The 13,764-nt window shown below is 39.0% G+C and carries 7 protein-coding genes and 5 pseudogenes; 10 read left to right on the top strand and 2 right to left on the bottom strand.

The features are described from left to right. The first annotated feature begins 7 nt into the window (after positions 1-7). Positions 8-1,486, top strand: coding sequence for a SusD/RagB family nutrient-binding outer membrane lipoprotein (locus tag JCM17102_RS06930; RefSeq protein WP_025074548.1), 1,479 nt, complete (start codon positions 8-10; stop codon positions 1,484-1,486). A gap of 35 nt (positions 1,487-1,521) precedes the next feature. Further along, positions 1,522-2,085, top strand: a complete 564-nt coding sequence (locus tag JCM17102_RS06925) for a lipid-binding protein (protein WP_025074547.1) — start codon at positions 1,522-1,524, stop codon at positions 2,083-2,085. Positions 2,086-2,323: 238 nt separating this feature from the next. Here JCM17102_RS06925 and JCM17102_RS06920 read toward each other — a convergent pair. Further along, a pseudogene (locus JCM17102_RS06920) lies at positions 2,324-2,721 on the bottom strand (response regulator). Positions 2,722-2,837: 116 nt separating this feature from the next. On the opposite strand from JCM17102_RS06920, the pseudogene JCM17102_RS26545 reads away from it, so the two are divergent. From JCM17102_RS26545 to JCM17102_RS26540, 5 genes and pseudogenes are all read left to right on the top strand, one after another. Next, a pseudogene (locus JCM17102_RS26545) lies at positions 2,838-4,474 on the top strand (ABC-F family ATP-binding cassette domain-containing protein). A gap of 106 nt (positions 4,475-4,580) precedes the next feature. Further along, positions 4,581-4,994 carry a DUF6769 family protein gene (locus JCM17102_RS06910; RefSeq protein ID WP_025074545.1) on the top strand — a complete coding sequence of 138 codons (414 nt, stop codon included), beginning with the start codon at positions 4,581-4,583 and terminating at the stop codon, positions 4,992-4,994. 86 nt (positions 4,995-5,080) lie between these two features. Beyond that, positions 5,081-6,328: an efflux RND transporter periplasmic adaptor subunit gene (locus tag JCM17102_RS06905; RefSeq protein WP_025074544.1), complete on the top strand. Its 1,248-nt coding sequence runs from the start codon at positions 5,081-5,083 to the stop codon at positions 6,326-6,328. Between the two features lie 103 nt (positions 6,329-6,431). Next, complete coding sequence (locus JCM17102_RS06900; protein ID WP_025074543.1) at positions 6,432-9,539, top strand: efflux RND transporter permease subunit; 3,108 nt, start codon at positions 6,432-6,434, stop codon at positions 9,537-9,539. A gap of 93 nt (positions 9,540-9,632) precedes the next feature. Continuing rightward, positions 9,633-10,813: pseudogene (locus JCM17102_RS26540) on the top strand (TolC family protein). On the opposite strand, the gene JCM17102_RS06890 reads toward JCM17102_RS26540, so the two are convergent. Beyond that, positions 10,808-12,253 (bottom strand): methyltransferase RsmF C-terminal domain-like protein, encoded by a 1,446-nt coding sequence (locus JCM17102_RS06890; RefSeq protein ID WP_025074542.1) that lies wholly within the window; start codon positions 12,251-12,253, stop codon positions 10,808-10,810. The pseudogene JCM17102_RS26540 and the gene JCM17102_RS06890 overlap by 6 nt on opposite strands. A 115-nt stretch (positions 12,254-12,368) precedes the next feature. Between JCM17102_RS06890 and JCM17102_RS06885 the strand changes: the two are divergent. From JCM17102_RS06885 to JCM17102_RS06875, 3 genes and pseudogenes are all read left to right on the top strand, one after another. Next, positions 12,369-12,893: pseudogene (locus JCM17102_RS06885) on the top strand (DUF6249 domain-containing protein); the annotation flags it as partial. Between the two features lie 20 nt (positions 12,894-12,913). Continuing rightward, positions 12,914-13,461, top strand: a pseudogene (locus JCM17102_RS26535) (RNA polymerase sigma factor). Next, positions 13,445-13,750: a DUF5056 domain-containing protein gene (locus JCM17102_RS06875; protein ID WP_025074540.1), complete on the top strand. Its 306-nt coding sequence runs from the start codon at positions 13,445-13,447 to the stop codon at positions 13,748-13,750. Before JCM17102_RS26535 ends, JCM17102_RS06875 begins: the two are co-directional and overlap by 17 nt. The last annotated feature ends 14 nt before the right edge of the window (positions 13,751-13,764 follow it).

Below are 13,764 nucleotides of genomic sequence, written 5' to 3'. Positions count from 1 at the left end.
ACTGAATATGAAAAGATTAAAAAAAATATATATAGGTGTACTTAGCACTCTATTGTTCGGAACATTTGTTTCATGCGAAAATTATCTGAACATCAATGAGAACCCGAACTATCCGGGAGAATCACAAGTAACTGTATCAGCCCTACTGCCATCTGCATTCACAGGTTCGGCGGGAGTCATGGGATATCTATATCAACTCTACGGCTCTATGTGGGCACAGCACTACACTCAGAATCCATCATCAAGCCAGTATATCACACTTGTCAATTATGCGATGACCTCTTCCAGTGACTTGCGTTTATGGAGAATCCCTTATGCCGACGTGCTGCCCGACCTTGATCTTGTAATCCAGAAGTCAGAAGCCGAAGGTGCTTGGAATTACTGGGTAGTAGGTAAAGTAATGACTGCCTTCACCTATCACGTACTAACTGACGCTTATGGAGATATTCCTTTCACCGAAGCATTGAAAGGTAAGAACTGCAAATATGACGATAGCAAAACCGTAGTTTATCCAGGGATCATCCAAATGTTGAATGATGCTATCGATAAAGCTGACGATGCATCTGCAAAAGGGTTGCTCGCTATGAGTGTGGAAGATTATATTTATGATGGTGATATGACGAAATGGATTCGGTTTGCCAAAACGTTAAAACTAAAACTGCTCATGAGAGACTTCGAAGCAAACAAAACTGAAATTCAAACAATGCTTGCTGCGGGTGATTTCTTGAAAGATGATGCAACGGTCCATTGTTTTGAAGATGTAGTAAACAAATCGAATCCGTTCTATGAGAATGACCGTCGCCAGTTAAATACAACGAACAATGTACGTGCCTGCACTACTCTCTACCAATATTTGAATGAGAATGACGATCCACGTATCAAAGACTTTTATGAGACAACAGCCGGATCTGACTACTCAGCGTATAAAGCTATTCCTTACGGAAGTAGAGATTCTAAGCTTTACTCCATTAGAGAAACCTCCCGGGCTGTCATCGGTGCACTCGACCCTGTTTACTATATGTCGGCTGCTGAAACAGAATACCTGCTATCCGAATGCTACGCACGACTTGGTGATAAAGGCAATGCCAAAACTCATTACGAGAATGCTGTTAATTTATCATTTGAAAGATGGAGTCACGATGCAACAGATTTCATTGCTGACGGAGGTAAATATGCTTTCGACGACACAAGTGAAAATACAATGTTGAAATGTATCCTTACTCAGAAATGGGTAGCCAGCACTCGTTGTCAGGCATGGGACACTTGGTTTGACATCAATCGTACTAGAATTCCGGCTTTAGGAAATGTAGAAACGACTAACGATAATTATGCAACAGGTGAGCTGGCTTATAACCCAAACAGTTCATTGGCAAAAGGTGCCTTCCCAAGTCGTTTTATCTACTCCAAAGAGTCATTAGATTACAACACAAGTGCACCAACTGTCATACCGGGAATTACGGAACCGCTTTGGTGGCATAAGAAATAAAAGTTGAATTTATAACATAAAGAAAGGATATATCTATGAAACCTATTAAATATTTATTTTTCTTGATATTCGCTATGGTTGGATTAATCTCATGCGACACGTATGGAGACTATGAACAGGAGTTCTCACCTGTTTATCCGCTGAGCGGACAGTATTATGTAAAAGTGATTGATGAAGCTGGAAAAGAGATTGTAATGCACACTATTACAGATTCGGATGGACAAAAGACTGATGTATTCGGTACATATATGTATCTGTATAATACGACAGATAACGATAAAGACAAATTATGGATCAAGCTACCAAGTGATGAGTTATTCAGTACCGGCATATTAGGAAAAATTAATTGCAATGTGAAAGATCTCACTTTCAGCGGTACAGCTGGTAACATGGAGGCAGACGGAGCAACTGTAAACGGAACGTTCACTGTAAATTCCGGTATACTGACATTGAAAAGTGTAACTACACCTACGAATGGAAAATCTGATGGTATCGAAGTAAAATATACATTGAATGGAAAAACTTACACTGTAACAGGTTTCCGACGCACTGGTTGGGATGCAGACGAGACTTGGAGTGCTCCACAGATTAATAACTAAACCTAGATTACTACCCCCGAATATCGGTACATACCGAGAACCGGGAGTAACTTTATACTATTTTCCTATTTATATTATATGGTATAAACAGCAATGCAAGACAGTTATCTCATATAAATATGATGAGAAACGAAAAAAGATACTACGGCTCTCAATAATAAATTGATAGTTGTAGTATCTTCTCTATATTTTCATAGTATTTCTTTCCTGTATATACAGGAAAAAAACTAATTATATCTTACCATTGTAATGCCGGGAAATATCCACTCAACGCATTACGAAGAACACCTAATGTAATAGGTTTGACCAGAACTTCACTAGCCCCTGCATTCATTGCATTCTCTCTGTCCGAACTGAAAGCATACGCAGTCTGCATAATGATAGGGATTTCTTTATCTTCTTCACGAATAATCTTGGTAGCCTCCAGTCCATTCATCACCGGCATCTTGATATCCATCAAAATAGCTTTTGCCTCATGACGATATTGTTTGAAAAGTCCTACTATTTCTTCTCCATTCTTAGCCCACTGTATATCACATTTCTTACCTATAATTGCTTTAATTAACTTAAAGTTGCTATCATCGTCCTCTGCCACTAAAATGAGGGTCTGAACTCTTTTATTTGTTCACTTTCCATAGTGTTTATATATTGTTTTAATTTTATATTTCACTTTGATAATTCATTTCAGCCCGCAAGTTATAAAAAAGATTGATATATTTCGCTATCTTTGCGCCTCAAAATTTAAGAATTATATGATTTCTATAGACGGACTAGCCGTAGAATTTGGCGGCACCACCTTATTTAGCGATATCTCTTTTGTCATTAACGAAAAAGACCGAATCGCCCTGATGGGAAAAAACGGAGCGGGAAAAAGCACTTTGCTCAAAATTTTGTCAGGAGTAAGACCACCGACACGCGGAAAAGTTTCAACTCCCAAAGATAGTGTAATAGCTTATCTTCCACAGCATTTGATGACAGAAGACGGACGGACTGTATTCGAAGAAACTGCACAAGCTTTCGCACATTTGCACGAAATGGAAGATCAAATAGAGAAACTGAATAAAGAACTCGAAACACGTACCGATTACGAAAGTGACAGTTACATGGCTCTCATCGAAGAAGTGTCTGCTTTGAGCGAAAAGTTTTATTCTATTGATGCGACTAATTACGAAGAAGATGTAGAAAAAGCATTGCTTGGCCTTGGGTTTGCCCGCGAAGACTTCAATCGTCAGACGAGTGATTTTAGTGGTGGGTGGCGTATGCGTATCGAACTTGCCAAACTATTACTACAAAAGCCGGACGTACTGTTACTTGATGAACCGACCAATCATCTCGATATCGAATCCATTCAATGGCTGGAAGATTTTCTAATTAACAACGGAAAAGCTGTAATCGTTATCAGCCACGACCGTAAATTTGTAGACAACATCACGACTCGTACCATTGAGGTAACCATGGGACGTATCTATGACTATAAAGTAAACTACTCTCAATATCTGCAACTACGCAAAGAACGTCGTGAACAGCAACAAAAAGCTTACGATGAACAACAGAAATTTATTACTGAAACAAAAGAGTTCATCGAACGCTTCAAAGGAACATATTCTAAAACTCTGCAAGTACAAAGTCGTGTCAAAATGTTAGAGAAGTTGGAACTACTTGAAGTAGACGAAGAAGATACTTCCGCTCTGCGCCTGAAATTCCCTCCTTCTCCCCGTTCCGGGAATTATCCGGTCATCATGGAAGAAGTTGGGAAATCATACGGCAACCATGTGGTATTCAAGAACGCCTCTCTTACTATTGAACGCGGTGATAAAGTGGCTTTTGTCGGAAAAAATGGTGAAGGTAAATCTACACTTGTGAAATGTATCATGAAAGAAATTGATCATGATGGTACCCTAACACTTGGACACAATGTTCAAATTGGATATTTTGCTCAAAATCAAGCTTCACTAATGGATGAGAATCTCACTGTATTCCAAACGATTGATGATGTAGCAAAAGGCGATATCCGAAATAAGATACGTGATCTATTGGGAGCTTTCATGTTCGGCGGACCGGAAGAGTCGATGAAGAAAGTAAAAGTTCTTTCGGGAGGAGAACGTACCCGTCTTGCATGATTAAGTTGTTGCTGGAACCTGTTAATCTGTTGATTCTGGATGAGCCAACCAATCATTTGGACATGAAGACAAAAGATATTCTAAAACAAGCTTTAGCCGATTATGACGGTACTCTGATTGTCGTCTCACACGATCGTGACTTCTTGGACGGACTAGTTACGAAGGTTTATGAATTTGGACATAAGAAGGTGACAGAACACTTGTGCGGTATCTACGAATTCCTTGAAAAGAAGAAAATGGCTTCATTGCAAGAACTGGAAAAGAAATAATAAATAATAAAAAGTTATCGTCTACCTGTTCTGAAAAAAAATATATTTGTATATTTGCTGAAATTAGTTTAAATAGATAAAAACTCATAAAGTCTTCAATAAAAGGATGAAAGGGAAGAAGAAATTCATAGTAACGCTGCTGCTTTTTATCAACATTATCATGTTGATAGTAGCCGTTTTTCCCCATCATCATCATTCCGATGGGATGATTTGCATGAAGCAGGACTTGCCAATCGAGCAACAATGTCCCATGAATCACCATCATCACCCCGAAAACGATTCTTGCTGTCATAGCGAATGCATGACACATTTCCAGTCTCCTACTCCATCCTTACAATCTCATAGCGGACCGGATTATATTCTGATTGCTACCTTATTCACGGATGATATTATCGAACACTTACTTCGACCGTTGGAAAAACGAGCCAGAAATAATTATGACTTCCGGGAATCTTTGCACGGTACGAATATACCTCGTACCTTCTCTCTTCGTGCCCCTCCCTGTTCTGTTTTTGCGTAATCTAACAGTATGCAATTAAGTTGCATACCCTTTTAAATTATCTTTGCGGAGAGTAAAAACAGAATTTTAGTAGGAAAATTACATTTATGAAGAAACTTATTTTTATAGGAATCCTAGGGTTGTTCGCCTTGGGTTCATGCAACAGTAGAAGTCATGAAGGACATGACCACGAAGCCACTACACATAACCATGAAACAGAAGGACACGATCACGAAGCGGAAGCACATAATCATGAAGGTGAATGTAGTGGAGACCACAATCACAACGAAACCACTGACGAACACGAGCACAGTGAAGCTGCCGAAGGACATGGTGACGAAATCATTCTTCCAAAAGCAAAAGCAGACGCTGCCGGAGTCAAATCAAATATTATTGAACCAACTCCCTTCCAACAAGTTATCAAAACCAGCGGACAAGTATTAGCTGCTCAAGGAGACGAATCTGTTGCTGTAGCTACTGTTGCCGGAGTGGTTTCATTCCATGGAAAAGTAACGGAAGGTATGGCTGTTGGTCAGGGAAAACCATTGGTTACTATCTCTTCCAGCAATATAGCAGATGGTGATCCGGTTCAACGGGCACGTATCGCATACGAAGTGTCCAAAAAGGAATACAAACGTATGAAAGAACTGATCAAAAACAAGATTGTATCAGACAAAGAATTTGCACAAGCAAAGCAGAACTATGAAAATGCCCGTATTAGTTATGAAGCATTAGCTAAAAATCATTCAGCTGGGGGCCAGAATATACCTTCACCTATTTCCGGATATGTGAAGAGTATTTTAGTGAAAGAAGGGGATTATGTAACGATCGGACAGCCTTTGGTAAGTGTAACGCAAAACCGTCGCCTCTTCCTTCGTGCAGAAGTCTCAGAGAAATATTATCCGTATTTGCGTACTATCACTTCTGCCAATTTCCAGACTCCTTACAATAACCAAGTATATGAGTTACAAGAGTTAGACGGAAAACTCCTTTCCTTTGGCAAAGCTTCAGGAGACAATTCATACTATGTGCCTGTTACTTTCGAATTTGACAACAAAGGGGATATCATTCCCGGAGCATTTATTGAAGTGTTCTTGCTTTCCTCTCCAATGGAAAATGTTATTTCTGTTCCTCGTACGGCACTCACCGAAGAACAAGGAATATTTTTCGTTTATCTGCAGTTGGACGAAGAGGGCTATAAAAAACAGGAAGTTACTTTAGGAGCCGACAATGGCAAAAGTGTACAAATCCTGACCGGAGTGAAAGCAGGTGACCGTGTAGTAACTGAAGGAGCTTATCAAGTACGCCTGGCAAGTGCAAGTAATGCAATACCAGCTCATAGTCATGAGCATTAAAAGTAATTGTATTTGATTCTACCAATCAATAAGAGATTAAATCATAATCATTAATTAATAAAATCATCCTTCCCCTTCTATAGTAAGGTGAAGTTTATACAATATGCTAAATAAAATAATACATTACTCCCTGCATAATCGTCTGGTTGTGCTCTGTGCGGCTATCCTTCTGCTCATTGCAGGAACATATACCGCCATGAATACGGAAGTAGACGTATTCCCCGACCTTAATGCACCAACGGTGGTCATCATGACCGAAGCTAATGGTATGGCAGCCGAGGAAGTGGAACAACTCGTTACTTTCCCTGTTGAAACAGCTGTAAACGGAGCTACTGGTGTTCGCCGCGTACGCTCATCTTCTACTAATGGTTTCTCCGTAGTCTGGGTAGAATTTGACTGGGGAACAGACATTTATCTGGCACGTCAGATTGTAAGTGAAAAATTAGCAGTAGTCAGCGAATCTCTTCCGGCCAATGTTGGTAAACCAACTCTTGGTCCGCAATCTTCCATCTTAGGGGAAATGTTGATTATCGGTCTGACTGCCGATTCAACTTCCATGCTCGATCTACGTACAATTGCCGATTGGACAATTCGTCCAAGACTTTTGTCTACAGGAGGTGTGGCACAGGTAGCCGTATTGGGTGGAGACATCAAAGAGTATCAAATACAACTTGATCCTGAACGAATGCGGCACTACGGAATCTCCATGGGTGAAGTAATGACCGTAACCCAGGATATGAATCTGAACGCTAATGGTGGAGTACTTTATGAATTCGGTAATGAGTATATCGTACGTGGAGTACTTTCAACAACCCAAACAGAACAATTGGGAAAAGCAGTAGTAAAAACAGTAAATGGTTTCCCTGTTACTTTAGAGAGTATTGCTGATGTAGTTATTGGTCCGAAAGTTCCGAAATTAGGAACAGCTTCGGAACGTGGCAAATCAGCTGTACTAATGACTGTAACTAAACAGCCTGCCACCAGTACATTGGAGTTAACAGACAAATTGGAAACTTCGCTGAAGGACTTACAAAAGAACTTACCTCCTGATGTAAAGGTATCGACAGATATTTTCCGTCAAAGCCGATTCATCGAAAGCTCAATTGGAAACGTGAAGAAATCGCTTTTTGAAGGAGGTATTTTTGTTGTCATTGTATTGTTCCTATTCCTAGCAAATGTACGTACAACTGTTATTTCATTAGTGACACTGCCACTCTCTCTTCTCGTTTCTATCCTGACATTACATTATATGGGAATGACGATCAATACTATGAGTTTGGGAGGTATGGCTATTGCAATCGGTTCACTGGTAGACGATGCTATCGTCGATGTGGAAAACGTTTACAAACGCCTGCGAGAAAACCGACAGAAACCAGAAGCGGAACGGCTTAGTACTCTTGAAGTGGTATTTAATGCTTCCAAAGAAGTACGTATGCCTATTCTGAACTCAACTCTTATTATTGTAGTAAGTTTCGTTCCGTTATTCTTCCTTAGTGGAATGGAAGGTCGTATGTTGGTTCCACTGGGGGTTGCCTTCATTGTAGCATTATTTGCTTCTACTGTGGTTGCCTTGACACTGACTCCGGTACTTTGCTCGTATCTCTTAGGCAGCAAAAAGACAAATAAGGAGCTGAAAGAATCTTTTGTAGCCCACTGGATGAAAGGTGTTTATGAAAAAGTATTAACATGGGTGCTAAAGCACAAGCAGATCACATTAGGAAGTACAATTGTTCTCTTCCTGGTCGCTCTAGGAATGTTTTTCACACTTGGGCGCAGTTTCCTTCCTTCTTTCAACGAAGGTTCATTTACAATCAATATCAGTTCTTTACCTGGTATTTCACTGGAGGAAAGTGACAAAATGGGGCATCGTGCTGAAGAATTATTGTTAAGCATACCGGAAATTCAAACGGTTGCCCGTAAAACGGGACGTGCTGAATTGGACGAACATGCACTTGGCGTGAACGTATCAGAAATCGAAGCACCATTTGAATTGAAAGATCGCTCTCGAAGTGAAATGGTAGCTGAAGTACGTGAAAAATTAAATTCTTTGACTGGTGCTAATATCGAAATCGGACAACCGATTAGTCACCGTATTGATGCAATGTTATCAGGAACTAAGGCAAATATTGCCATTAAGTTATTTGGTGACGATCTGAATAAAATGTTCTCACTCGGCAATCAAATAAAAAATGTAATCAGCGATATTCCTGGTATTGCCGACCTCAATGTAGAACAACAAATAGAACGTCCACAGTTAAAGATTCAACCCAAACGAGAGGTATTAGCCAAATACGGTATCACATTACCAGAATTCTCAGAATACGTAAATGTAGCACTTGCCGGAAAAGTAATTTCTCAAGTATACGAACAGGGAAAGAGTTTCGACCTTATCGTAAAAGTGAAAGATAATGCTCGTGACGAGATGGAAAAAATACGTAATCTGATGGTAGATACAAGTGATGGAAAAAAAGTGCCTTTAAACTATGTAGCTGATGTCATATCTGCTATGGGGCCGAATACTATCAACCGTGAAAATGTAAAACGTAAAATAGTGATTTCTGCCAATGTCGCTGATCGTGATCTTCGCAGCGTAGTTAATGATATCCAGAAACAGATTGATACTTCCATTCAACTACCTGAAGGATACCACATCGAATATGGTGGCCAGTTTGAAAGTGAACAAGCTGCAAGCCGGACGCTGGCATTGACTTCTTTCATTAGTATTGCCGTAATTTTCCTGTTACTTTATCATGAGTTCCGCAGTGTCAAAGAATCCGGAGTCATCTTACTAAACTTGCCCCTTGCATTGATCGGTGGTGTATTTGCACTGATTATTACTACAGGTGAGGTTAGTATTCCTGCCATTATCGGGTTCATTTCACTATTCGGTATTGCAACACGTAATGGAATGCTACTCATCAGCCATTACAACCATCTACAAAAAGAAGAAGGTTTGGGAGTATACGAAAGTGTGATTCGAGGTTCACTAGATCGTTTGAATCCTATTTTGATGACAGCATTATCTTCAGCTTTAGCTTTGATTCCATTGGCCTTGGGAGGCGATCTTCCGGGTAATGAAATTCAAAGTCCGATGGCCAAAGTTATTTTGGGTGGATTATTAACTTCGACTTTCTTAAACGGTTTCATCGTTCCGATTGTTTATTTGATGATGCACCGGAAAGATAATTCTCATACTCCATCGGTTAAGTAAAAGGATGGAAATCGATCCTTAATAAGAAAAACTTATTATCATCCTATTGAACAAATTAAGAAATCAATAGAACGAATTAATGAAAAGAAAAATATGAAACGAATCATTATCATAAGCTTTGTACTCCTTATCTTAACGAGTGGAGTTCAAGCTCAAAACGGAATCGATCAAGTATTGCGTAATATTGAAACTAACAATAAAGGGTTACAGGCAAACGCACAACTTATCGCTTCTCAAAAACTGGAAGCTAAAACAGAGAATAATCTTGCTGACCCAACATTGTCGTATGCTCACCTGTGGGGAGCAAAAGACAAAAGCGAAACAATCGGTGAACTCGTAATCTCACAAAGTTTTGACTTTCCAAGTCTATACATAACACGTAATAAACTGAATCGCCTGAAATCAGAAGCATTCGATAGTCAAGCAGATATTTTTCGACAGGATATGCTATTACAAGCTAAAGAGATATGTTTGGATATCATCATGTTACGCCAACAAAAACAAATTCTGGAAGAACGGCTTCGTAATGCGGAAGAATTATCCAAGATGTACGCCAAACGTCTGCAAACAGGGGATGCGAATGCACTTGAAACGAACAAGATAAATCTGGAATTACTGAATGTCCGTACAGAAGCATCTTTAAATGAGACAACGTTACGTAACAGATTACAGGAACTAAACGCCCTGAATGGTAATATTCCAGTGGTTTTCGAAGAAACCAAATACCCAACAGCACCTCTCCCCGCTGATTATCAAATTCTCAAATCGGAAGTTATGGCTTCTGATCGCACCCTAATGGCTATAGGCAATGAAAGCTTGGTTGCCCACAAACAAATCTCGGTCAATAAATCACAATGGTTACCCAAATTGGAATTAGGATATCGTCGGAATACTGAAACAGGAGCTCCCTTTAATGGAGTAGTAGTAGCTTATCCTTCCCACTTTTTGAAAACCGGAACAAAGTGAAAGTAGCCAAAGCCCAAGCATTGAATATCGATTTACAAAAGCAAGATGCTACTTTTCAGGTGGAATCTGAATTAACACAACTCTATAGAGAAGCTAAATCTCTACATACCTCAATGGAAGAATATCAGAAAACATTCCAATCACAACAAGATCTTAAACTATTGAAACAGGCATTAACCGGAGGTCAAATCAGCATGATCGAGTATTTTGTCGAAGTATCGGTACTGTACCAAAGCCACCTGAATTATCTCCAGTTAGAAAATCAATATCAGAAGGCAATGGCACGAATTTACAAAAGTAATCTATAACGTTTTTATCTCTTCCGGCAAGTATCCACTACGGATACGCCACTCTTGGGGATATAGATTATTAGCACGATTACCAATATTCTTCACAAATCCTAAAGGAATATTCCGGTAAGTAAGTAAAATATAACCACGAGGGGCTGTTACTGATAAAGTAATAGCCTCTTTTCTCAAATAAAAAATGGCTTGTTCATAAGTAACCTCTTCGGTAACAAAAACTCCTTGACGGAGTATAGAAGTACTCATTGCCAACGCATGAGCTGGAATTAAATCTTTACCTTTTACTTCTCCAACAGTAGTTCCCGCCTGAATAACACGAAGATTCTGCTTCAAAACAGCAAGTTCATTCTGATATTGTCGAGAAAATGCACAAATTGTAGTATCTTCCGTAGTTAGGACATACTTATCCAAGATATCTTTTCTCAACCAGTTTTCAGCTATTTTGAGATTTTCCCTAGATATGAGAAAAGAAGAAGGAGTTCCTCCTCTTTTATCTTTCTTTTTCTGATTTTTACTCTTAACAATATCATGATTAAGGATAGACTCACCATCTGACCTCGTTTTACGCAAAGCAGCCAAAAAGAATCCTTCTCCTTTCGTCTTATGAGGCAGAAAATGGTAAACTGGTAATTTTTCTCCTCCCAGAAGATCTCCGGTTATATTCCATTCAGCCGGTATATCTAATGATAATAGCTCTGCCCCGAACTCTTCGCGTATCCAATGAACATTTTCTTCATCCTCTTTTGTGTTATAGGTACATGTGCTATATATAAGAATCCCGCCTGGCTTCAAAGAAGCCCAAATATCCGAAATAATTCGTCGCTGACGCTGCCAACAGATTTCGACATTCTCCAGACTCCATTCTTCAATAGCTACCGGATCTTTTCGGAACATTCCTTCACCGGAACAAGGAACATCAGTCAGAATAATATCAAAAAATGAGGGTAACCGTAAATAATCTGATGGATCATTATTAGTTACTATCACATCCGGATGTCCCCATTTCGTCAGATTCTCTGCCAGAATTTGCGAACGATTCCGAATCACTTCATTTGCCACCAACAGACTACCTTCTGGAAGTATACTCCGAAGATGTGTGGATTTCCCACCGGGAGCTGCACAAAGGTCCAACATGATTACAGGTTCTTTGGCGTATTGCCGAAGTATCTGTTCCACAAACATAGAAGATGCCTCTTGCACATAATAGCATCCTGCATGAAATAACGGATCAAATGTAAAAGTCAAACGTTCATCAAGATAATATCCTTCAGAAGCCCAAAGCACTTTTTTCAATGAATAATCATCATGATTCATCATCCATTTTCTATTATTTATACGGATACTGACGGGAGGATCCTGTTGTAAAGCAACAGCAAACTTTTCATATTCTTCATTGCCCAATAAGGCACGTGTATAATCGACAAAAGAGGCAGGTAAATTCATTTTTCATTTATTAACTCCTGCAAATATCAAAAATATTTCTTCTCTTTGCAACTTTCTCAGATATTAACTACGTCTAACCAATAAAGAAATAAAGAAACAAATAATAAATAACCATATGAAACAATTTATCATTGCCCTCTTTGCTGTATTATCCTTGTGCACCTCAATATATGCTCAAGATTTTCTAATAAACAGCACTACAACTGCGCTAAATGCTGCGAAGAATAATATTAGCGCACAGACTTTACTAATTCAAAATTCGAATGGAAACATTTCACTTCCTTTCGAACTTAATGATGCCATTGAAAAAGGTATTATAGCCTCTATCATTAGTACAATTGTCGTATTTGCATGTCCAGTTTTTATATTGTTTATTATCTTTTTCTTTCGCTATAAAAACAGGAAAGCACGTTATCATCTTGCCGAACAAGCATTAGCAGCAGGACAACCTCTACCTGATAATCTTATCAAAGAAAAAAAGACAACTGACCAGCAGACACAAGGTATTAGAAACACTTTCACCGGAATCGGCATATTCATCTTTCTCTGGGCGCTCACTGGTAAATTTAGTATCGGAGCCATCGGACTACTCGTTATGTTTATGGGTGTTGGTCAGTGGATTATCGGATATAAACAGCAAAAAAAGAACTCAGAAAACAAATGAACCAGCTCAACGAAATCTCACTAGTCGCACAGGTTGTGGTATTAAAAAACACCAAGGCCTTTGACCAATTGGTGCAAAAATATCAGTCGCCTATCCGGTGTTTTTTCTGCACTTAACTTGCGGAGATAATAATTTGAGCGATGATTTGGCACAAGATACATTTATCAGAGCATATACTAATCTTGCTTCTTTCCAAAATCTGTCTAGTTTCTCTACGTGGTTGTATCGGATTGCTTATAATGTATTTTACGATTATTTTCGCAGCCATAAAGAGACGGCTGATCTGAATACGGGAGAAGTAGACACTATCCATTGTACCATACAAGAAAACATTGGGCAGAAAATGGATATTTATCAGGCACTCAAAACACTTAAAGAAATGGAACGCACTTGTATCACCCTATTTTATATGGAGGATGTAAATATCGATAAGATAGCAAGTATTATGGAAATTCCGACAGGTACCGTCAAAAGCCATCTGTCACGTGGAAAAGAAAAATTAGCTGTATTTTTAAAACAAAATGGTTATGGAAGAAATAGATAATGATAAACTTTTGCATGATTTCTTTGCTGAAAACAAACAGGAAATAGCTGATAACGGATTCAGCCAACGTGTTATGCATCATTTGCCTAGCCAAAGCAATTGGCTTGTACGTATTCGGACAGCCCTTATTGTAATCATCGGAACTATACTTTTTGTATGGTTAGGTGGAGTGGAAGCAACTTTGAGAAATATGCAAGAAGCAATTGCTAACATAGACCAAAAATCTCTTATAATCATAGCAATTGTATTGCTGTATTTAGGTATGAAGAAGATCTGCTCATTGACATAAGGAAGTTTCCAAAC

It is taken from the genome of Bacteroides faecichinchillae JCM 17102, from assembly GCF_000614145.1.
GTDB lineage: Bacteria > Bacteroidota > Bacteroidia > Bacteroidales > Bacteroidaceae > Bacteroides > Bacteroides faecichinchillae.
This window is presented reverse-complemented; position numbering and strand designations above follow the sequence as displayed.

What these genes read in the sequence shown, in the direction of transcription:
- JCM17102_RS06930 (WP_025074548.1), top strand. Translation starts at nt 8, where the DNA reads ATGAAAAGATTAAAAAAAATATATATAGGTGTACTTAGCACTCTATTG.
- JCM17102_RS06925 (WP_025074547.1), top strand. Translation starts at nt 1,522, where the DNA reads ATGAAACCTATTAAATATTTATTTTTCTTGATATTCGCTATGGTTGGA.
- JCM17102_RS06910 (WP_025074545.1), top strand. Translation starts at nt 4,581, where the DNA reads ATGAAAGGGAAGAAGAAATTCATAGTAACGCTGCTGCTTTTTATCAAC.
- JCM17102_RS06905 (WP_025074544.1), top strand. Translation starts at nt 5,081, where the DNA reads ATGAAGAAACTTATTTTTATAGGAATCCTAGGGTTGTTCGCCTTGGGT.
- JCM17102_RS06900 (WP_025074543.1), top strand. Translation starts at nt 6,432, where the DNA reads ATGCTAAATAAAATAATACATTACTCCCTGCATAATCGTCTGGTTGTG.
- JCM17102_RS06890 (WP_025074542.1), bottom strand. Translation starts at nt 12,253, where the DNA reads ATGAATTTACCTGCCTCTTTTGTCGATTATACACGTGCCTTATTGGGC.
- JCM17102_RS06875 (WP_025074540.1), top strand. Translation starts at nt 13,445, where the DNA reads ATGGAAGAAATAGATAATGATAAACTTTTGCATGATTTCTTTGCTGAA.